A 20332-nucleotide genomic window follows, 5' to 3' on the forward strand; every position below is an offset into this window, starting at 1 on the left:
TTGTGATGTAAAAGTAAATTAGAAGAAAAAGATGCTGTCTCAAAATACATTTTGAGGCAGCATCTTTTTATATACTAAAAGCCATATAATTAAAAAGCTGGTAGACATTTGTTTGATAAAAAATCATTTTTAAGATAAATCTAAGAGCTTTTTAATCTAATTTTAATCTCATATGTTGATAATGTATAACAGAGCAAAGATGAATTATATTTTAATTACGAAGGGAGAAAAATATGAGTGTTATAGGAGCTTTAATTAGTGTAATATTGCATCTTGATAAATATTTAAATGTAATGATACAAAATTACGGAATATGGACATATGCTGTTATATTTCTAATTATATTTTGTGAGACTGGATTAGTTGTTACTCCATTTTTACCAGGAGATTCTATTTTATTTGCAGCGGGGGCACTGGCATCTACTGGATCACTTGAAATATTAATACTATTTATTGCATTTTACTTAGCTGCAGTTATTGGTGATACAGTTAACTATCACATAGGGAAAAAGATTGGAACTAAAATTTTAGAAAAAGAAGATATTAAGTATATAAATAAAGAATATCTTAACAAGGCACACAGATTTTATAAAAAGCATGGCTCTATGACTATAGTAGTAGGGAGGTTCATACCTATAATAAGGACTTTTGTACCTTTTGTGGCTGGAATAGGGAAGATGGGTTATTCAAAATTTATTACTTATAATATGCTAGGTGGATTTTTGTGGGTTACATTATTTTTAGGGGGAGGGTATTTCTTTGGAAACTTACCTTTTATAAAACAACATTTTTCATATGTTCTAATTGCCATTATAATAATTTCTCTTATCCCAGGAGTAGTTACATTTATAGGAGAAAAGAGAAATGAAAATAATAACAGTGGAGATATGATTAATATAGAGCCTTGATTATTGATAGAAAGGATAGTTAAAAATGAATATGGAACTTTTTAGATTAATAAATAATTTAGCAAATAAAAATAGTATTTTAGATAGTATAATGATTTTCTTTTCAAAGGATGTACCTTATATATTTATGGCAGCTCTTGCAACAGTATTTATTTTAGGAATTGTAAAAACAAATTCTGATTATAGAAAGATTGCGTTTAGCACTTTTGTTATTACAGTAATCAACCTGATTTTAAGTTTTATTATTGGAGGCATTTACTATAAGGACAGGCCATTTGTTCATAATAAGGTAAATCTATTATTTACTCATGTGAAAGACGCATCTTTTCCAAGTGACCATGCAATGGGGACAATGAGTATAGCGTTAGGACTTGGAAAGTATAATAAGGTACTTAGTTTAATGTTAACTATATTGTCGGTAATTGTAGGATTTTCAAGAGTATATGTTGGACAGCACTATCCTATGGATGTTATAGGTGCGTATATGATTGTTTGTGGAACAAGTTACATTTATAATCTGAAATTGAGGAGCAAAATTGAAAATTTGTATGAAATACTTGAAAAGAAATTGATAACATTGGGTGGATTTAGTAGATTATACAATAAACAGAACTTACGCAACACAAAAACAACATTCAAAAATCAATAACTTTAAGCACCTAATTTATTCCGAATAGTTATTGCTATGGAATAAATTAGGTGCTGTTTTTAAATTGTATTTACCATTTTCCATGCAGTTTTATCAAGTGTATGATTTTCTATAGAGGTTGAGGCATTTATAAACATGTGGTCGAAATTTCCTGTATCTTTATAAGGAATAGTAATGTGGATAAATCCACTGTACACAGAATATTTTATTCCTCCATATGTAGTTGTTATTGGAATGATGGAATTGTGTTTTAATATTAATTTTTTGTCTTTAAATTGAATATTAAATTTAGAAATTTTACCTTTGTTGAACAGTAGCATATTGATGTTATAATCAGTGAATTTGTCAATATTCAAATCTATTTGTAAAAAAATGTGAAAATTATTTTCCTTGGATATTTCTGCATATATGTGGGAAATATCTGCATCTCTGCTTATTCCTAAGCTTAAAGTATCTTGCAGTGGGTCAGTAATTATTTCATTTTGTTTTTCAGCAGTTTAATCTGATTTTAATGATTTAGATGTATAATGCATAAAAATATTTAAATTTGGAAGTGTTATTATGATTGAGTGGATATTTTACTGTATAGGAATCATATTTATGATGCTTTTTTTGAAATCCATATTGATTAAACCTATATTTTTTAGAGAGAAGTGGCAAGCTGGATTAGGATATGGATTGCCGGCAATTTTATATTTTTTACTGTTTGTTCTAATGGTTAATTCAGAATATGCTCTTAGTCAGATAGATATTAAAAATCAATATCCAATGTCAGGGAAAACACAGGTAGCTGTTAGCGGTACTGTTACTCCAAGTAACCCTAGCAGTAGTCAACAAACTAGTTTATATTCTTTTGGAACTATAAGCAGTTCTGTAAATTTTCAAAATGGACTTATTAACTTGCAGAATGATCTTATTTCAGTACAGAATGATTTTAATACTTTACAAAGCAATTTTGGACAAAGCAGTACTAATCCAATTTATACTTATAGCACTGACAGTAAAGATAAATTGTATGTAGATGCAAATGGCAAAGGAACTATTATAGGAGATACCAGTAACAACACATATTATATTCCAGGAAATTCTTCTTACAATAATGAAATGAAGAATACTAAAAATAGCGTTTATTTTACGACAACATGGGCTGCAGAGTGTGCAGGATATAAAGCTTCTAAGTAACATATTTTTAACATTATGATTGCTTAAAAAATATTTACAACTGAGGAATATATGTATATAATGAGTAATAGATTATTATTAATTGAAAATATAATTTAATAACATTGTTAGGTGAGATTACTGTACAAGACATACGCTACTGCCCAGAAATGTCGAGAGACGCCAATGGGTGAGCAGGTACTACCGGATTAAGGTTTTACTTAATGTAGCTGACAACATTCATAGAAATATGAATGCTTATGATCTAAGCTTTACAGAGTCAAAACTCAACGAGTGAAGATGTACTATTTTTGTCTTGGAATTTATTAAGGATCCAATCTCTTCATTTTGTTGTGAAGAGATTTTTTATTGGATAAATTATCAAGCTAAGGAGGGTGATGAATTTAATGGACAGTGACCCGTGTCATAAATGTAATTATATAAAACTTAAAGATTTATTGGTAAAAATATTATAGGGATGTACTTGCATTAAAAAATTTGCATTGTGCACCCTGAAAGCAAAGGAGTGTATACAATGCAATTTACAAGTGTTTATTTAAGTAGAATATTGGGCAATAAAATTTATACGACTAGTAAAGAAGTAATAGGAACTTTAAAGGATGCAGCTGTTGATGTGAACTTTCAAAATCCTAAAGTTACCATAGCTGTTGTTAGGACAAAAGAAGGAACAAGATTTATTGGCTTTGATAATATCAATGTTTCTAAAGAAAAAGGACAGTATGTTTTAATATGTAGTGAAGTTCAAGATAAAGATTTAGGTGACTGTATGTTACTGAAAAAGTATGTTTTAGACAAACAGATTGTTGATGTTAATGGAAGAAAGGTAGTTAGAGCTAACGATGTTAGATTAGTTATATTACCATCAGGTATGTTTATTGCAGCAGTAGATATTGGTATGGATGGGCTATTAAGAAGGATTGGAATTGCAAAACCATTAAAGAGATTAGGATTTAAAATATCAAGTAAACTAATGTTATGGGATGATATTCAAACGGCTTTTACCTCAAAAGACATTTTACTTTCAAAAAGCTATAATAAACTATCCACACTTCATCCTTCAGATCTTGCAGATATAATTGAGGATTTTGATGTAAATACGGGGGCAATTATTTTCTCTAGCTTAGATAACGCAAAAGCTGCAGATGTATTAGAAGAGCTAGAAGAAGATGTACAGGTAAGCTTGATCAGAACATTATCTACAGATAAGGCAGCTGATATTTTGGAAGAAATGCCAGCTGATGAGGCTGCAGATGTTTTAGATGGATTAAATGAAAATAAAGCAGAAGAATTGCTTAATAATATGGAGAAAGAAATTTCAGATGAAGTAAGAGAACTTATGGAATATGAGGAATACTTAGTGGGAAGTATTATGAATACTGATTTTATAGCATGTCCAATTTATTACACAGTAGCTGATGTAGTAAATGATATTTGTCAATCAAAAGAGGAAATCGATGAAATTTATTATGTTTATGTTGTAAGTGATGAAAATAAGCTTGTAGGAATAGTATCTTTAAGAGATTTAATTATTTCCAAACAGGATAAAAAATTAGAAGATATTATGATTAAAGAAGTTATATATATGAAGGATACAGATGAAATAAGGGATTTAGTTAAAGCTGTATCAAAATATAACCTATTTTCTATACCCGTAATTGATGAACAAATGCATATCATAGGGATTGTTAATATAAATGATATTTTCTATGAAATTACTAAGTCAAATAAGAGGTATAGATAGTGGGGGTGTTAATGATGAATGCAAAGAGAAAAACATGGATGGCAAATCTATTGATATTTTTAAGTGTTTTAGGTCCTGGAATTATAACAGGTAGTGTAGATAATGATGCAGGTGGTATTACAACATATTCTGTAGCAGGTGCTGCATATGGTTACAAATTACTTTGGTCATTAATACCATGCTTTATTGTGCTTCTTGTAGTGCAGGAAATGAATGCTAGAATGGGTATAGTTACAGGTAAAGGATTGGCAGATTTAATTAGAGAAAATTTTGGTGTTAAGATAACTTTTTTTATATTTATTGGATTAATCATTGCAGATATAGGAAATACAGCTACTGAGTTTGCAGGTGTTGCAGGTAGTATGCAGATTTTTGGAGTAAGCAAATATATATCTGTGCCACTAGCTGCTATTGCAGTATGGATTCTAGTGGTAAAGGGTACTTATAAGACTACTGAAAAGTTGTTTTTGGTTTTTAGCATATTTTTGTTATCCTATGTTGGTTCTGCACTTTTTGCTAGACCAGACTGGCATGAAATAGGACATGCGTTAATTCATCCTTCTATTGAAACTAATTATGACTATATAAGTACAGTTATTGGCATGGTGGGAACTACTATTGCTCCCTGGATGCAGTTTTATATGCAGTCAGCAGTTATAGAAAAAGGACTTAAGATGGAAGAATTTAAATACGAATTTTGGGATGTTGTTGTTGGCAGTATTATTACAGTAGTAGTTGCTTTTTTTATAATCGTAGCTTGTGGGGCAACCCTTCATAAAAATGGAATTCAAATAAATGAGGCTAAAGATGCTGCATTAGCGTTGAAGCCACTTGCCGGAGCTTTTGCTTCTCAAATTTTTGCTTTTGGATTATTTATAGCTTCTATTTTTTCGGCCACAATACTACCTTTAGCTACAGCATTTTATATTTGTGAAGCTTTTGGCTTTGAAGCTGGTATAAATAAAACATTAAAAGAAGCACCACAATTTTTTACACTGTTTACTATAATAATTATTATTGGGATTGGTATTATATTGATTCCAGGAGCACCTTTAATTCAGATAACATTATGGTCACAAATTATAAATGGTGTGTTACTTCCAGTAGTTTTAATTTGTATGATGCTTATGGTAAATAATAAAGATATTATGGGGGAATATGTAAATGGTAGGACTAAAAATGTAATAGGATGGATAACTATTATAGTGTTAGTTATATTAACAGCTATTTTAACTTTTGAACCTATCGTAACTGCTTTAAAAAAATAGAGTAAAAAAAATAAAAGTCAGTATTGGGGAATGGCTTTTATTTTTTTACTCTATTTTTTAATTTATGTCATTTGTTTCGTTTTGTGCCGGTTAATAAGTGCGATAATGCACCTTATCAAAATTCCGGGTATAGTCGATGTTGATGCAATCCAGCCAATTTGTATACCAGTTGCTCCTAAACTTTTTGCGAATATGGGCAAAATAGGAGATTTTGATATGGTAGAACTAAATATTGCCAAAGCTCCGCAGCATCCAATCATAAGAATCATGCGAAGTCCATTTGAAATGTTCTTCAAAATTCATTCCTCCTAAAAATTAATATGAAGGTATTTCCTTCTGAGTTGGTTCTAACTTATAATCCTCACGTAAATCCCAAAAAATTTTAAATTTAAGTTTTTCAATATTTCTTTGCTGTCTATAACTGATGGGAAGTACAGCATTTTTGGGAATTACAATATCTTTGTCTATGCCATCCAAAATACATTTTAAGTATACTATTTTTTGTTGTAATTATATTTTTGGCAGCGGTATTATTTATATAAAATCTATGAATATTAAATGCGTAAATTGTATATTGCTAATTATATATGAGATTTAATAGTTATATTAGAATATTAATTGTGTAGGAGGATAGCAATGGATAAGCAAAATCCACTAAATGAAAATCTAGAACGAGGTTTGCAAGAACGTCATATTCAATTGATTGCAATTGGTGGCGCCATAGGAGTGGGATTATTTTTAGGCTCTGCCACTGCTATTCAAACAGCTGGTCCAGCTATTTTGTTAGTATATGCACTTGCAGGAATCGTAATGTTTTTTATTATGAGAGCTTTAGGTGAACTAGCAATCTCATATCCAGTTTCTGGTTCATTCAGTACTTATGCTAGCGAATTTATAGGGCCCCTTACAGGTTATTTAACGGGTTGGACTTATTGGTTTATGTGGATTGTAACTTGTATGGCTGAGATTACTGCAGTAGGTATATATGTTAAATTTTGGCTTCCCAGCATACCTCAATGGATACCAGCTCTTATAGCGGTTGTTATAATGACTTGTATAAATCTAATTGCTGTAAAAGCCTATGGGGAATTTGAATTTTGGTTTGCACTGATTAAGGTTGTTACAATTATTTCATTGATTATATTTGGATTACTTATGATCATATTTGGTCTAGGCAATGATGGTAAGCCAATTGGGTTTTCAAATTTATGGACTCATGGAGGCTTTTTTCCCAAAGGAATATGGGGAGTTATTATGTCAGTAGTAATGGTTATGTTTTCATACCTAGGAATGGAACTTATAGGTATTACAGCAGGAGAGGCAAAAGATCCACAAAAAACTATACCATCAGCTATTAATAAAGTTCTTTGGAGAATATTGGTCTTTTATGTAGGTGCACTTTTTATAATTATGTCTCTTTATCCATGGAACAGTCTAGGTACGATAGGAAGTCCTTTTGTTTTAACTTTTAGCAAACTTGGAATTGTAGTAGCTGCAGGAATTATAAATTTCGTAGTACTAACTGCAGCGTTATCCTCTTGTAACAGTGGAATTTTTAGTACTGGTCGTATGCTTTATAATCTTTCCCTTCAAGGTACAGCCCCGAAAGTATTCAATAAACTTGGAAAAACTCATGTTCCAACTTATGGAATTATATTTTCTTCAGCTTTTATGCTAATTGGAGTTTTTCTTAACTATATGGTTCCTTCAAAAGTATTTACTTATGTAACCAGTGTTGCAACATTTGGTGCAATTTGGGTTTGGAGCATAATTTTAATAGCTCAAATGAACTTCAGAAAGAAACTTACACTGCAACAAGTTAGAGAACTAAAATTCCCGATGGTGGGATATCCCTACATTAATTGGATTAGTCTATCATTTTTAGTATTTGTGGTGGTAACCATGTTTTTTAATAAGGATACCTTAATAGCCATTATTATAGCACCTATTTGGTTTACTATTTTAATAGTTTGCTATTATTTATTTAGTTTAAACAAAAAAAGTAAGTAATATAAGAAATAAGGATAATAGGTGTCTTGTTGTTATTATACTTTAGTATTTTTTTATTAATATATTAACAATACAATTATTTTCAATTAGACAATAGTTAATGTTATTTATAAATATGAGAACTTGAATGCACATTTGCAATTGAGAGGAGAGATTAAAAATTAAAGCAAGGATGTTAACCATTCTAATGATATTTGTTATTATTACTGCAATCACTTCATGTGGAACTAGAAATCTAATGGATAAGAAAGAAAAGATTTCACCATACCCAAGTACCAGTACTGAACAAGGAAAAAATGGATCCTTGCGTTTTGTAGTTATGGCTGATTGTCGGGGGATAGGTGGAGGAATTAATAAAAGAGCTATTACAGAAACTCTCCAAAGCATAAAAAAGATAATACCTCAGCCTTCATTTGCAGTTATGCCCGGTGACTTAGTGCAAGGTGGATTTGGCTATTTGGGTATAAAGATTCAACTGCAGTATTTTAAGAATACAGTTACCAAATATTATCCCATTGATTTCTTTTATCCTGGTTTTGGAAATCATGAAGCAACATCTGGAGCTAAAAGTGAACAGGCATTTGAGGAAACTTTCCATGAGTTTAAAGCAAATTTTTTAAGAGGATATCATAAAACAGTCTATTATTTTGATAAAAATAATATTGGATTTTATATGCTGAATTCTAACCATCCCGGTGAAGATCACAGTATATCGGATACACAGTTAAATTGGATAAAAGCAAATACAAATTTGAAAAAACATAACTTTTATTTTTTTCATGAACCTGCGTACCCAACAGGCTCTCACGTGGGCAGCTCGCTGGATGTAAATAAGCTGCAGCGGGATAAGCTCTGGAAAATCATTAACCATGCGGAAAATCCAATGGTTTTTTGTGGACACGAACATAACTATACCCGACGCCATATAAATTCAGACTTCAATGAAAGCATTAATGGCCAGACTTTTAAATTCAACAAACTTGTCTATCAAGTTACCACAGGTACTTTTGGAGCACCATTATACAAAGATTATATCGATAAAAAGAACGTAGACATACCACCTGTTAAGGAATATCAATTTGCAATAGTGGATGTAAATGAAAGTAAAGTCGAAGTTACAGTCTATAATTTGGATGGAAAAATAATTGACCATTTTGAGCAGTAAAAAGATGCCATTAGCTTTATGCTGCTATGGTTAAGACTGTGAATTCAAATTTAAATTCTGAAGATATAACTAAAATATTTGACGAATTCACAGATAATATTGTGCTATGGTATATTCAAGTATATTTTTGCCTACTTGCAACCAATATATCATTTTTATAACATAGACTGAATTATAATAGAGCCACATCCCTATAGTTAATAGAGATGTGGCTCTATTATAATGTTTTAATATATATAACCAACTTTTTTCATAAAAAATTTAATTTAAATATTGATTTATTATATCACTATGATATAATAAATAACATAATATATCATAGTGATATATAAAGCAGAGGTGAGATTGAATTGTCAAAAGTAAATAAAACAAAATATGCTATTTTGGGAGTACTTAGCCATATATCAGGATCTGGATATGATATTAAAAAATTTTGTGATTCTTCTATAAACTATTTTTGGAATGAGAATTATGGACATATATATCCTGTACTAAAGAAAATGGAAGAAGAAAAACTTATAACAAAACAGGTTGAGCAGACAGAAGGAAGACCAAGTAAAAATGTTTATTCCATTACAGAAAAGGGCAGAAAAGAACTAAAAGAGTGGATTATGCTTCCTGTGGAAAGTATTCCTAACAGGTCAGAGCTTTTGTTGAAGATATCTCTTTCAGGAAATGTACCTACACAAAATGTTATTCAAAAAATTGAGAGTGTAAAAGAAGAGTGCGAAAAAGAATTTGAGGAATATTCGAAAATTGAAGATGCATTTAACACAGGAAAGATAAAAATGGATGAAAAAAATTTAGCTTTGTGGAAGTCGACTGTTAGGTTTGGAAAATATATTGAAGAGGCAAAATTAAAGTGGTGTGATGAAACACTGAAAAGTTTAGAAAATATAAAAGATTTATAGATTAAGGAGATGTATAAAATGAAAGTGTTAGCTTTAAATGGAAGTCCAAGGGGAGAAAAGGGAAATACAGAGGTTATTTTAGAAAATTTCCTTAAAGGATGCTCGAAAGCAGGAGCAGACGTAGAAACTATATATCTTAAGGATAAAAAGATAAATCACTGTAGAGGCTGCTTTACATGTTGGACAAAGACTCCTGGAAAATGTGTTTATAAGGATGATATGAGTGAATTGCTAGACAAAATAAAAGGAGCAGATGTAATGGTATATGCAACTCCTCTATATTATTTTACTGTAACTGGAATAATGAAAGATTTTATGGATCGTATGCTGCCTATGAATAAGGGTGAAATAGTTAAAAAGGGTGAAAAATATTCTCATATCCGTCGATTTAAAAAGGAACCAGTAAAGACTGTTTTAATCTCAAATTGTGGTTTCCCCGGTAGATATAATTTTTCCGGTTTACTTGAAACTTTTAAAGTTATGACTAAGGGAAATCTTGCAGCGGCAATTTTAAGTGATAAAGGTGGGGTACTTGCTGCTTCTAAAGATAACGATATGCTGAAAAAATTGTATGAACCTTTCTTTAAGGCAGTAGAAAAAGCTGGAGAAGAAGTTATAAAGTGTGGATATGTAAAAGATGATACACAAGCTATACTTGACAGGGATGTTATTGATACGGAAACGTATTTAAAGAATGCAAATAAAAATTGGAATGAATAAATTGGAGGTTAGCTATGGAAAAGTCATATGCCAATGGTGTGAAAAATAAAAGTTCAATATTGAGAAACATATTAAATAAGGATTTTGTTGTAAGTGCTATAATACCTGTTGTGATATTTTATGTTTTTGATAAATTTAAAATGACTCTTAGTGGAATCATATTTTCTGGTTTGTGGAGCATAGGTGTTGTTATAGCAAATTTTATTAAAACAAGAGAAATTAATGCTTTGGCAGTAATGGCTGCAGCTTTCTCAGGAATTGGTTTGGTGGGAAGTGTTATTTCTAAAAATGCTACCTTTTATTTTGTATCTCCTCTGGTTGGAAACGCCTTAGTTTCTTTACTCTTCTTTTTGTCTTTATTGTCTAGGAAATCTTTGATTGAAGTAATAGTGGAACAAAGCTATTTAAAAAATGCTCCAGAAAAGATGAAAAATGATAAAGATCATAAATTTGTTTGGAGATTTCTCAGCGCAATATGGGGATTTGGAAATTTAAGTCAAGTGATTTTAGGTGTTGTACTTCTTAAAGTTGCATCCATGAGTTTATACTATGCTGTAATTAATATATATGGAAATATTTTAAGTATTTTGCTCCTGGCATTTTCCATCACATTCCCAAAAATATATTTCAAAAAGAAAAGCCAAAAGATTAAAAATTAGTATTGACAACGGGGAAAAAAAGCTTTAATATATAAAACAAGTTAGTAATATAAAACCTGTGAAAAGAAATAGTAAATATGGAAATTTAGTTTAAGCGAATTTGGGGTAGTGTAAGCCAAGTACTGTAGTCTGTATTGAATGGGTCTTGGAGGTGTAATGCAAAATTATAGTAGCAAAAACCGGTAGTCTACCGTTAAAAGGACAGGGTATCGAGTAAATCTGTACCTGGAAAAGATAGTTTATATTTAGGTGGCATAACGAAATTCAACATTTCGTCCTTTAAGGATGAGGTGTTTTTTATTTTCAAAAAATTCACCATAAATAGAGGCTAATTTGGGTGGCAACGCGGTCATTTCGTCCCAGTTTAAGGATGAAATGGTCTTTTTTGTATAATTTTAAATCAAAGAGGTGGTATTTTGTGATCAATCTTAAAAAAGAAGAATTTTATTATTATAAAAATTTGAAAAAGACGTTCCCCTTATTTATAAAGATAAATGGAGATGAGATTACCCCTATAGGTATTTACTACAGTTTGGAAGGAAAAAATAAATTCTTATTTGAAAGTATATATTCTGAAAATGAAATAGGAAGATATTCTTTTGTAGGAATGAATCCCTATAGGAAGATAAAAAGTTATGGCAGTAAAATATGTGTAAAAGATGAAAGTGGAATAAGAAGTGTTCAGGGAAAAGTGTTGGATTATATAAAAAAATATTTGAATGTACCTTATGATTCTCTTGGAGTTTCCATACCATTTACAGGAGGAGCTATAGGTTATGCAGGATATGATGTGATAAGGCAGTATGAGAAGCTGCCAGATGAAAATGAAGATGTTTTAAAAACACCAGAAGCATATCTCATGTTTTATAGATCTTTTGTGTGTTATGACCATTTTAAACATGAAGTTTATTTTATTTACAATGTGGCAGAAGATGATGAGTGTTCTTATGAAAGTATTGTAAATTCTCTGGAAAGTTTGAAAGACATGATATGTACAAGTAATGTGATTCATAAACTTTCAGAAGTTAAAGAATGTAAAAAGTTTACATCAAATGTTTCAAAGGAAAAATACTGCAGCATGGTAGAAGAAGCAAAAGAATACATAAAAGCTGGGGATATATTTCAGGTAGTTTTGTCACAAAGGCTGAAATTTGAAAGTACTTCAGATCCCTTTGAAGTGTACAGAAGATTAAGAGCTAAAAATCCTTCACCTTATCTTTTTTATATAGATTTTGAAGAATTTAAAGTAGCAGGTTCCTCTCCAGAAAGTTTAGTAAGTGTAAAGAATGGACGGGTTATGACTAACCCTATAGCGGGTGCAAGACCTAGGGGAAAAACTTTGGAAGAGGATTTAAAATTAAAAAAAGAATTGTTAGAAGATGAAAAGGAAAGAGCGGAACACGTGATGTTAGTTGATCTTGGGAGAAATGACATAGGGAAAATAAGTGAGTTTGGAAGTGTAAAACTAGATAGATTTATGGATGTAGATTTTTACTCTCATGTTATGCATATAGTTTCAAAGGTTTCAGGAGATTTGAGAAAAGATTTGGGATATTTAGATGGATTAATATCTTGTTTGCCTGTAGGAACTGTATCTGGAGCACCTAAAATAAGGGCTATGGAGATAATTGATGAGCTTGAAGATACTAAAAGAGGTATATATGCTGGTGCAGTTGGATACTTTTCACTTAATGGAAACATGGATACCTGCATTGCAATAAGGACCATACTCTTTAAAGATGGTCATGCATATGTTCAAGCTGGTGCAGGTATTGTGTATGACTCTGTTCCAGAAAGAGAATATCAGGAAACATTAAATAAAGCTATGGCTATGATAGAGGTGATATAAGATGATACTTTTAATAGATAATTATGATTCATTTACTTATAATCTTTACCAGTATATTGGTGAAATATATGAGAATATAAAAGTTTTTAGAAATGACAAAATATCACTGGATGAGATAGAGAGGTTAAATCTTGAAGGAATAATACTTTCCCCGGGACCTGGTATTCCTGAAAATGCAGGTATATGTATAGAGGTTGTAAAAAAATTCGGAGGTAAAATTCCTATTTTGGGAATATGTCTTGGACATCAGGCTATTGGATGTGCTTACGGTGGAAAAGTAGTGAGAGCAAACAATATAATGCATGGAAAGACATCGGAAGTAAGCATAGTCTCAAATAAATTATTTAAAAATTTGGAAAATTCTATAAATGTCATGAGATACCACTCTCTCATAATAGAAAAAAGCACTTTACCAGAAGAACTTGAGGTAACGGCAGAAAGTTTGGATGACAAAGAGATAATGGCTGTGAAGCACAGAGAATATGAAGTTTATGGACTTCAATTTCATCCGGAATCAATTCTTACAGAGAAGGGAAAGCAAATAATAAAAAATTTTTTGGGGGGGATTTGTAATGTTGCAGCAGACAATAGAGAGAATCATATGTAAAAGTAATTTGGAGGAAAGTGAAGCCTATGAAGCTATGAATGAAATAATGCAGGGAAATGCAGAAGATTCCCAAATAGGAGCTTTTCTAGCAGCCTTGAGAATGAAAGGTGAAACTGCAGAGGAAATAACAGGATTTGCAAGGGCAATGAGGGATAATGCGGAGAATTTAAAACTAGAGTCAGAGTATGTTATTGATACTTGTGGAACAGGAGGGGATGGAGGAAGAACATTCAATATATCCACAGCAGTATCCTTTGTAGCTGCAGCTGCAGGAGTGAAAGTGGCAAAACACGGCAACAGAGCAGTATCAAGTAAAAGTGGAAGTGCAGATGTACTTGAAAAGTTAGGCTTTAATATAAATTTAGAACCAAAATATGCTTCCAATTGTATTGATAAAAGTGGTATGGCATTCTTGTTTGCTCAAAAGTACCACCGTGCAATGAAAAATGTAGCCGGTCCAAGAAAGCAATTGGGTATAAGAACAGTATTTAATTTACTAGGCCCACTTACGAATCCAGCTTTTGTAAAAGGCCAGGTACTTGGAGTATATGATAAGAATTTAACTCACACAGCGGCAAAAGTACTTTCAAATTTAGGCTGTGAAAGGGCTATGGTAGTTTGTGGAGAAGATGGACTTGATGAAATAACTACTACTTGTAATACCTATGTGAGTGAATTAAAAGATGGAAAAATATCAGATTATAAAATAAATCCAGAAGATTTTGAAATTAATGTATGCAGTATGGATGCCATAAAAGGATATACTGCTGAAGAAAATGCAGCACTTATACGGGAAATTTTTCAAGGAGAAAAAGGTGCTAGAAGAGATATTGTAGTTTTAAACAGTGCAGCAGCTTTATATGTTGGAAAAGCATGTGAAAGCATGGAAGAAGGAGTGAAGATGGCAGAAGATATTATAGATTCTAAAAAAGCTTATGAAAAGATGAATGAACTCATAAAGTGCAGTAATAATTTTTAGGAGGCATGGAAAAATGATACTTGATGAAATAGTGAAAGCTAAAAGACCTCAATTGGAACTTGAAAAACAAAATATGCCTCTTACTAAGATAATAGAAGAATGCAGTGGAAAGGTTACAAGAGATTTTAAAAAAGTACTTGGCAAAGAAGAAATATCTATCATTGCAGAGATAAAGAAAGCATCACCTTCAAAAGGTATTATTGTAGAAGATTTTGATCCTGTCGGCATAGCCAAAATATATGAAAGCATAGATATAGATGCAGTGTCTGTACTTACAGAAAAAAATTTTTTTAAGGGAAGTGATAAATACATAAGCAAAGTAAAAGGGGTAAATTCAAAGCCCATTTTGAGAAAGGATTTTATAATTGATACCTATCAAATATACCAATCCAAATTTATAGGTGCAGATGCTATTTTGCTTATAACAGCCATCTTAAAAGATAAATTAAAAGATTATTACAACTTAGCACAAAGTATTGGACTTCAATGTCTGGTGGAAGTCCATGATGAAGAGGAACTTGAAATTGCACTTGAAGCTGGATGTTCCATTGTAGGAATTAACAATAGAAACTTAAAAGATTTTACAGAAGACTTGAAAAATACAGAAAGAATTATAAAGAAAATACCAGAGAAAGTTTTAGTAGTTTCTGAAAGTGCTATAAAAGCTCCAGAAGATATAAGATATTTAAAGGAATTAGGTGTAAATGCAGTGCTTATAGGAGAAACTTTTATGAGAAATATTAAAGATGAGTACAAATTAAGAGATTTTATAAAACAGTCTAAGTTTTGAAAAGGGTGAATTTATGACTTTAGTAAAGATATGTGGTATAAGGCGAATTGAAGATGTAGAAATTTTAAACAAGATCCTCCCAGATTATGCCGGATTTGTGTTTTGTGAAAGCAAAAGGCAGGTTACTTTAAAATTAGCAGAAGAGCTTATTAAAAATTTAGATAAAAAAATAAGGCCAGTGGGAGTTTTTCAAAACAATAGTTTGGAAGAAGTGAAAAATACAGCAGAAATGTTGAAGTTAGATGTAATCCAGCTTCATGGAAGGGAAGATGAGAGTTATATAAAAAACCTGTATCCATTTAAAATATGGAAAAGTGTAAGCATTGATGGAAAAGATATATTAGATAATGTAAAACACAAGATAGATAAAATATCAAATTATAATGTGGAAGCAGTGCTTGTAGATAGCAGTGTAGGAGGAAAGACTGGAGGAACGGGCATAAACTTTAATTGGAATGTATTGAAAAACTTAAATGTAAATAAGAAATTGGTACTGGCAGGAGGTCTTAATTCGGATAACATAAATACTGCTTTAGAAGCTGTAAAGCCCTATGCAGTAGATGTATCCAGCGGAGTCGAAGAAAATGGTGTAAAGAGTTTGAAAAAAATAAATGAATTTATGGAGAAAGTGAGGAATTTTTAATGGATGGAAGATTTGGAAAATTTGGAGGACAGTATGTACCAGAAACAATAATGAATGCAGTTATGCAGCTTGAAAAGGAGTTTAATAAAGCAATAAAAGATGAAAAATTTATAGAGGAATATAAGTACTATCTTAAAGATTATGTGGGAAGAGAAAATCCACTGTATTTTGCAAAGAATTTTACTGAAAAATTAGGTGGAGCAAAAATATATCTTAAAAGAGAAGACTTAAACCATACGGGAGCACATAAAATAAACAACGCACTAGGACAGGTGCTCCTTGCAAGGAGAATGGGTAAAAAAAGGGTTATAGCTGAAACAGGAGCTGGACAGCATGGGGTAGCTACAGCTACGGCAGCTGCTATCTTTGGAATGGAATGTGAAGTATTTATGGGTGAAGAAGACATAAGAAGACAAGCTCTTAATGTATTTAAGATGAAAATATTAGGTTCTAAAGTTACTTCTGTAACTTCGGGGACGGGAACACTTAAAGATGCTGTAAATGAAGCTATGAGAAATTGGGTATCGAATATAGAAGATACCTTTTATGTAATAGGCTCTGTAATGGGACCGCATCCTTATCCAACTATGGTTAGAGATTTTCAAAGAGTAATTGGAGATGAAGCTAGAAAGCAAATTCTGGAAAAGGAAGGGAGACTTCCTGATTATGTCATAGCTTGTGTAGGCGGTGGAAGCAATTCCATGGGAATTTTTTATCCCTTTGTAGAAGATACTTCTGTAAATTTGGTAGGAGTAGAGGCCGCAGGAAAAGGACTTGATACGGATGAACATGCAGCTACTATATCAAAGGGGTCTGTAGGAGTAATTCATGGTATGATGACTTATGTGCTTCAAGATGAGGATGGTCAAATACTTCCTGCGTATTCTATATCAGCAGGACTTGATTATCCGGGAATAGGACCTGAACACGCATATTATCATGATATAAAGAGAGCAACTTATGAATCAGCTACAGATAAGGAAGCAGTCAATGCATTTACTTACTTGTCACAGGTTGAGGGAATAATTCCAGCACTTGAAAGCTCTCATGCCCTAGCTTATGCAATGAAGCTTGCTCCAAAACTCAGTAAGGATAAAATAATCATTGTAAATTTATCTGGAAGAGGGGACAAAGATATAAATACTATAGCTAATATAATGGGGGTGGAACTATAATGAATAGAATAGATTTAAAGTTTTCAAAGCTAAAAGAAAGAGGAGAAAAAGCTCTAATACCGTTTATAACTTCCGGAGATCCAGATTTAGACACTACTTTCGAATTAGTAATTGCAATGGAAGAAGCAGGAGCAGATATAATAGAACTTGGAATACCCTATTCAGATCCTCTGGCAGATGGACCTACTATACAGGCATCTTCAAATAGATCCCTTAAAGGCGGAACGAAAATAGCAGGTATAATGGATACGGTGAAAAAGATAAGGGAAAAAACAGAAGTACCTCTTGTGTATCTTGTCTACTATAACTCCATATTCAAGTATGGTATGGAAAAGTTTATAAGAGAGTGCAGCCAGTGCGGCGTAGACGGAATTATAATACCAGATCTTCCTATAGAAGAGAGAAAGGACATTGCAGCCATTGGAAAAGAATATAATGTACACCTTATTCCACTAGTAGCACCTACTTCAAAGGAGAGAATAGAAAAGATAGTAAAAGATGCGGGGGGATTTATATATTGTGTCTCTGTAAATGGTGTTACAGGTACAAGAAGCAGCATAAATACTGATATTGAGGAATATATGAATATAATTTCAAGTTATACGAATGTTCCAAAGGCACTTGGATTTGGAATATCCTCAGCAGAAATGGCTGCAAAATTCAAGCCTTATTGTGAAGGGATAATTGTGGGAAGTGCAGTAATTAAAAAGATAGAAGCTGGAAAAAGTAAAGATGATATAATTAAAAATGTAAAAAAGTTTATTAAAGAATTAAAATTAGCTTAGAATGAAAAAGATGCTATTTTCACATTGTTAATAAATTTGACACTCAAATAACATATTTGTAATGTAAATTTAATTAGAATTAGATTATTCATATTTACTTGAAAGAAGGTTGGTATAGTGAATAAAAAAATTAAATTTACAAGAGAAAGCATTTTGTTATCATTAATTTTAATATTATCTGCAGTGTTGAATTTTGCTAATTTGGGTATAGAAGGAAATGCAAATACTTTTTATGCTGCAGGTGTAAAAAGTATGATGATGAATTTTAAAAATTTCTTTTTTGCATCTTTTGATCCAGTAGGTTTTGTAACCATTGATAAACCACCGTTAGGCTTTTGGATTCAAACTATATCTGCAAAAATATTTGGATTTAGTGGATGGAGCATAATTCTTCCACAGGCTCTTGCAGGAGTAATTTCTGTTGCAATTATATATTTTCTTGTTAAAAGATCTTTTGGAGCTTCGGCAGGACTTATTGCAGCACTGTGTCTTGCAGTAACACCAATATCTGTAGCAGCGGCTAGAAACAATACTATTGATAATTTGCTTGTTATGTTTTTATTGCTAGCATGTTTAGCTGCACAAATAGCTGCTGAAAGAGGTAAAATTGGTTATCTTATATTGAGTTTGGTTCTTATAGGCATAGGATTCAACATAAAAATGGTTGAAGCCTATATGGTAGCACCTGCTGTATATATAACATATCTTCTTGCTTCTACTATGAGTTTTAAGAAGAAAATAAAGGATCTTATCTTAGGTACAGTTGTACTTTTAGTAGTATCACTATCCTGGGCTATAGTTGTAGACTTGGTGCCAGCAAGTAATAGGCCTTACATAGGAAGCAGTACCAATAATACAGTTATGCAGCTGATAATAGGTCATAATGGATTGGAAAGAATTGGAATAAACGGAAGGAATGCTGGTAAAGGTCAAAAACAGCAAAGAACATTAAAAAATGAATTTAATAAAAACAATATTAAAAGAACAACAGGTTGGGGTGATTTTGGAAATAGGTCTAATGGATCAAACAAAAACAAGTCATATGTTAATAATGCACAAGGTGGTATGAGATCTAACTCAAAGTCCGGTATTTTTAGATTATTTGGTAATGGCAATATGTCAGATCAAATATCCTGGTTTTTATTATTTGCTGTGATTGGGTTTATCGCTGCAGCCATAAAGGAAAAGTTAAAGGCTCCCTTTGATAGTAAAAGAAAATTATCATTAATATTATGGGTTATGTGGTTATTGCCTGAATTTATATATTTTAGTTTTTCAAAAAATGTAACGCACACATACTATTTAACAACAATGGCACCGTCTATTGCAGCTTTGACTGGAATTGGATTATCAGCTATGTGGACATTTTATAAGGAAGGTGGCTTAAAATCCTGGGTTTTACCAATAGGACTTATTGCAAATGGTTGTGTTGAGATACTCATTTTATCTTATAATTATAATAGATCAAGTGGGTACAAGATTATAATTATAATAACAGGGATTTTATGTATTATATCTTCACTAATATTATGTATAATTAATTTAATTAGAAGTAAAGAGAAAAGTTCAGGTTTTAGTAATAATACAGCATTAAGTAAAACACTGGCTAGTATTGCTTTTATAGGAATTTTAGTTGCTCCTACAGTGTGGTCATTTACTCCAATGATTTACAAAATGAATGGAAGCAGTCCGTCAGCTGGATTGGAGCTTGCAAGGAGTAATCAGCAAAGAGATATGGGTAACACCAGTAACTCAAAACTCATAAAATTCTTAGAAAATAATAAAACAAATGAAAAGTACCTTGTTGTAGTGCCTTCAGCTAATTCTTATGGTTCGGATTTAATACTTAAAACTGGCCAACCTGTAATGGCACTTGGAGGATTTAGTGGATCAGATCCTATACTTACAGTAAACCAGTTCAAAAAATTAGTTAGTGATGGAGCTGTAAGGTATGCTTTGGTAAATGCAGGTAATGGCAGAGGCTTTATGGGGTTCGGGGGTCATGGGAGTAACTCGAATAATGATATTGATAATTGGATTAGGAAAAATGGAAAGGTTGTTCCAGATAGTAAATGGAATAATTCTAATACTTCGAGGAGCAATACTAAAAATCAGAGAATTAATGGCCTTACTGCATTTGGCAGAGAAAACAATTCTATGAAATTATATGATTTAAGTAAATGGCACAAAATGGAGGCAGTGAAGTAAAATAAACAGAGTTCTTGGCATAAGATGGAGTTTTGACTCCATCTTATGCTTATTAAAATGAAAGTAAGCCTCATTTAAATTAT

General features: G+C 31.7%; 19 protein-coding genes, 1 riboswitch and 1 other annotated feature. Of the genes, 18 read left to right on the forward strand and 1 reads right to left on the reverse strand.

The window, feature by feature from the left end; genetic code table 11:
• Positions 1 to 233: 233 nt before the first annotated feature.
• The 5 genes from CLJU_RS07820 (at position 234) to CLJU_RS07840 (ending at position 5748) form a co-directional block, all read left to right on the forward strand.
• Positions 234 to 908, forward strand: a complete 675-nt coding sequence (locus CLJU_RS07820; RefSeq protein ID WP_013238256.1) for a DedA family protein — start codon at positions 234 to 236, stop codon at positions 906 to 908.
• A 25-nt stretch (positions 909 to 933) separates the two neighbouring features.
• Positions 934 to 1557 (forward strand): undecaprenyl-diphosphatase, encoded by a 624-nt coding sequence (locus CLJU_RS07825; protein ID WP_013238257.1) that lies wholly within the window; start codon positions 934 to 936, stop codon positions 1555 to 1557.
• 561 nt (positions 1558 to 2118) lie between these two features.
• Positions 2119 to 2739 (forward strand): hypothetical protein, encoded by a 621-nt coding sequence (locus CLJU_RS07830; protein WP_041705074.1) that lies wholly within the window; start codon positions 2119 to 2121, stop codon positions 2737 to 2739.
• A gap of 96 nt (positions 2740 to 2835) precedes the next feature.
• A riboswitch (M-box (ykoK) riboswitch) is annotated at positions 2836 to 3024 on the forward strand.
• 229 nt (positions 3025 to 3253) lie between these two features.
• Positions 3254 to 4480, forward strand: a complete 1227-nt coding sequence (locus tag CLJU_RS07835; protein WP_013238260.1) for a magnesium transporter — start codon at positions 3254 to 3256, stop codon at positions 4478 to 4480.
• A 14-nt stretch (positions 4481 to 4494) separates the two neighbouring features.
• Positions 4495 to 5748 (forward strand): Nramp family divalent metal transporter, encoded by a 1254-nt coding sequence (locus CLJU_RS07840; RefSeq protein WP_013238261.1) that lies wholly within the window; start codon positions 4495 to 4497, stop codon positions 5746 to 5748.
• Between the two features lie 62 nt (positions 5749 to 5810).
• Here CLJU_RS07840 and CLJU_RS07845 read toward each other — a convergent pair whose 3' ends face one another.
• Positions 5811 to 6044 (reverse strand): hypothetical protein, encoded by a 234-nt coding sequence (locus tag CLJU_RS07845; RefSeq protein ID WP_041705077.1) that lies wholly within the window; start codon positions 6042 to 6044, stop codon positions 5811 to 5813.
• 340 nt (positions 6045 to 6384) lie between these two features.
• Between CLJU_RS07845 and CLJU_RS07850 the strand changes: the two genes are divergently transcribed.
• The 13 genes from CLJU_RS07850 (at position 6385) to CLJU_RS07910 (ending at position 20249) form a co-directional block, all read left to right on the forward strand.
• Positions 6385 to 7758 (forward strand): amino acid permease, encoded by a 1374-nt coding sequence (locus CLJU_RS07850; RefSeq protein ID WP_013238263.1) that lies wholly within the window; start codon positions 6385 to 6387, stop codon positions 7756 to 7758.
• Positions 7759 to 7945: 187 nt separating this feature from the next.
• Positions 7946 to 8923, forward strand: coding sequence for a metallophosphoesterase family protein (locus tag CLJU_RS07855; protein WP_063562604.1), 978 nt, complete (start codon positions 7946 to 7948; stop codon positions 8921 to 8923).
• 350 nt (positions 8924 to 9273) lie between these two features.
• Positions 9274 to 9834, forward strand: coding sequence for a PadR family transcriptional regulator (locus tag CLJU_RS07860; RefSeq protein ID WP_013238265.1), 561 nt, complete (start codon positions 9274 to 9276; stop codon positions 9832 to 9834).
• An 18-nt stretch (positions 9835 to 9852) separates the two neighbouring features.
• Positions 9853 to 10554, forward strand: coding sequence for a flavodoxin family protein (locus tag CLJU_RS07865; RefSeq protein ID WP_013238266.1), 702 nt, complete (start codon positions 9853 to 9855; stop codon positions 10552 to 10554).
• A 14-nt stretch (positions 10555 to 10568) separates the two neighbouring features.
• Positions 10569 to 11213 (forward strand): VC0807 family protein, encoded by a 645-nt coding sequence (locus CLJU_RS07870; protein WP_013238267.1) that lies wholly within the window; start codon positions 10569 to 10571, stop codon positions 11211 to 11213.
• A gap of 49 nt (positions 11214 to 11262) precedes the next feature.
• Positions 11263 to 11496 (forward strand) — a binding site (T-box leader).
• A gap of 135 nt (positions 11497 to 11631) precedes the next feature.
• The gene (trpE, locus tag CLJU_RS07875; RefSeq protein ID WP_041705078.1) at positions 11632 to 13062 is read left to right on the forward strand and encodes an anthranilate synthase component I; all 1431 of its coding nucleotides are present in this window, start codon (positions 11632 to 11634) and stop codon (positions 13060 to 13062) included.
• A 1-nt stretch (position 13063) separates the two neighbouring features.
• A complete protein-coding gene (locus CLJU_RS07880; RefSeq protein WP_013238269.1) occupies positions 13064 to 13669 on the forward strand; it encodes an anthranilate synthase component II in 606 nt (201 codons plus the stop codon).
• Positions 13635 to 14648 carry an anthranilate phosphoribosyltransferase gene (trpD, locus tag CLJU_RS07885; protein WP_013238270.1) on the forward strand — a complete coding sequence of 338 codons (1014 nt, stop codon included), beginning with the start codon at positions 13635 to 13637 and terminating at the stop codon, positions 14646 to 14648. The genes CLJU_RS07880 and trpD overlap by 35 nt, the downstream gene beginning before the upstream one ends.
• Positions 14649 to 14661: 13 nt before the next feature.
• Complete coding sequence (gene trpC / locus CLJU_RS07890) at positions 14662 to 15438, forward strand: indole-3-glycerol phosphate synthase TrpC (protein WP_013238271.1); 777 nt, start codon at positions 14662 to 14664, stop codon at positions 15436 to 15438.
• Between the two features lie 13 nt (positions 15439 to 15451).
• Positions 15452 to 16081: a phosphoribosylanthranilate isomerase gene (locus tag CLJU_RS07895; protein ID WP_013238272.1), complete on the forward strand. Its 630-nt coding sequence runs from the start codon at positions 15452 to 15454 to the stop codon at positions 16079 to 16081.
• Positions 16081 to 17256: a tryptophan synthase subunit beta gene (trpB, locus tag CLJU_RS07900; protein WP_013238273.1), complete on the forward strand. Its 1176-nt coding sequence runs from the start codon at positions 16081 to 16083 to the stop codon at positions 17254 to 17256. Before CLJU_RS07895 ends, trpB begins: the two co-directional genes overlap by 1 nt.
• Entirely contained in the window at positions 17256 to 18041 is a 786-nt protein-coding gene (gene trpA / locus CLJU_RS07905) for a tryptophan synthase subunit alpha (protein WP_013238274.1), read from the forward strand. Before trpB ends, trpA begins: the two co-directional genes overlap by 1 nt.
• 117 nt (positions 18042 to 18158) lie before the next feature.
• Complete coding sequence (locus CLJU_RS07910; protein ID WP_013238275.1) at positions 18159 to 20249, forward strand: ArnT family glycosyltransferase; 2091 nt, start codon at positions 18159 to 18161, stop codon at positions 20247 to 20249.
• Positions 20250 to 20332 lie beyond the last annotated feature (83 nt).

Origin of the sequence: Clostridium ljungdahlii DSM 13528, from assembly GCF_000143685.1 — a bacterium.
Classification (GTDB): domain Bacteria; phylum Bacillota; class Clostridia; order Clostridiales; family Clostridiaceae; genus Clostridium_B; species Clostridium_B ljungdahlii.

Excerpts from the sequence above, each read along its gene's own strand:
- CLJU_RS07855 (WP_063562604.1), top strand. The coding sequence starts at position 7,946 with ATGATATTTGTTATTATTACTGCAATCACTTCATGTGGAACTAGAAAT.
- trpB (WP_013238273.1), top strand. The coding sequence starts at position 16,081 with ATGGATGGAAGATTTGGAAAATTTGGAGGACAGTATGTACCAGAAACA.
- CLJU_RS07895 (WP_013238272.1), top strand. The coding sequence starts at position 15,452 with ATGACTTTAGTAAAGATATGTGGTATAAGGCGAATTGAAGATGTAGAA.
- CLJU_RS07830 (WP_041705074.1), top strand. The coding sequence starts at position 2,119 with ATGATTGAGTGGATATTTTACTGTATAGGAATCATATTTATGATGCTT.
- CLJU_RS07835 (WP_013238260.1), top strand. The coding sequence starts at position 3,254 with ATGCAATTTACAAGTGTTTATTTAAGTAGAATATTGGGCAATAAAATT.
- trpC (WP_013238271.1), top strand. The coding sequence starts at position 14,662 with ATGATACTTGATGAAATAGTGAAAGCTAAAAGACCTCAATTGGAACTT.
- trpA (WP_013238274.1), top strand. The coding sequence starts at position 17,256 with ATGAATAGAATAGATTTAAAGTTTTCAAAGCTAAAAGAAAGAGGAGAA.
- CLJU_RS07840 (WP_013238261.1), top strand. The coding sequence starts at position 4,495 with ATGAATGCAAAGAGAAAAACATGGATGGCAAATCTATTGATATTTTTA.
- CLJU_RS07865 (WP_013238266.1), top strand. The coding sequence starts at position 9,853 with ATGAAAGTGTTAGCTTTAAATGGAAGTCCAAGGGGAGAAAAGGGAAAT.
- CLJU_RS07870 (WP_013238267.1), top strand. The coding sequence starts at position 10,569 with ATGGAAAAGTCATATGCCAATGGTGTGAAAAATAAAAGTTCAATATTG.
- CLJU_RS07850 (WP_013238263.1), top strand. The coding sequence starts at position 6,385 with ATGGATAAGCAAAATCCACTAAATGAAAATCTAGAACGAGGTTTGCAA.
- CLJU_RS07880 (WP_013238269.1), top strand. The coding sequence starts at position 13,064 with ATGATACTTTTAATAGATAATTATGATTCATTTACTTATAATCTTTAC.
- trpD (WP_013238270.1), top strand. The coding sequence starts at position 13,635 with ATGTTGCAGCAGACAATAGAGAGAATCATATGTAAAAGTAATTTGGAG.
- CLJU_RS07820 (WP_013238256.1), top strand. The coding sequence starts at position 234 with ATGAGTGTTATAGGAGCTTTAATTAGTGTAATATTGCATCTTGATAAA.
- CLJU_RS07825 (WP_013238257.1), top strand. The coding sequence starts at position 934 with ATGAATATGGAACTTTTTAGATTAATAAATAATTTAGCAAATAAAAAT.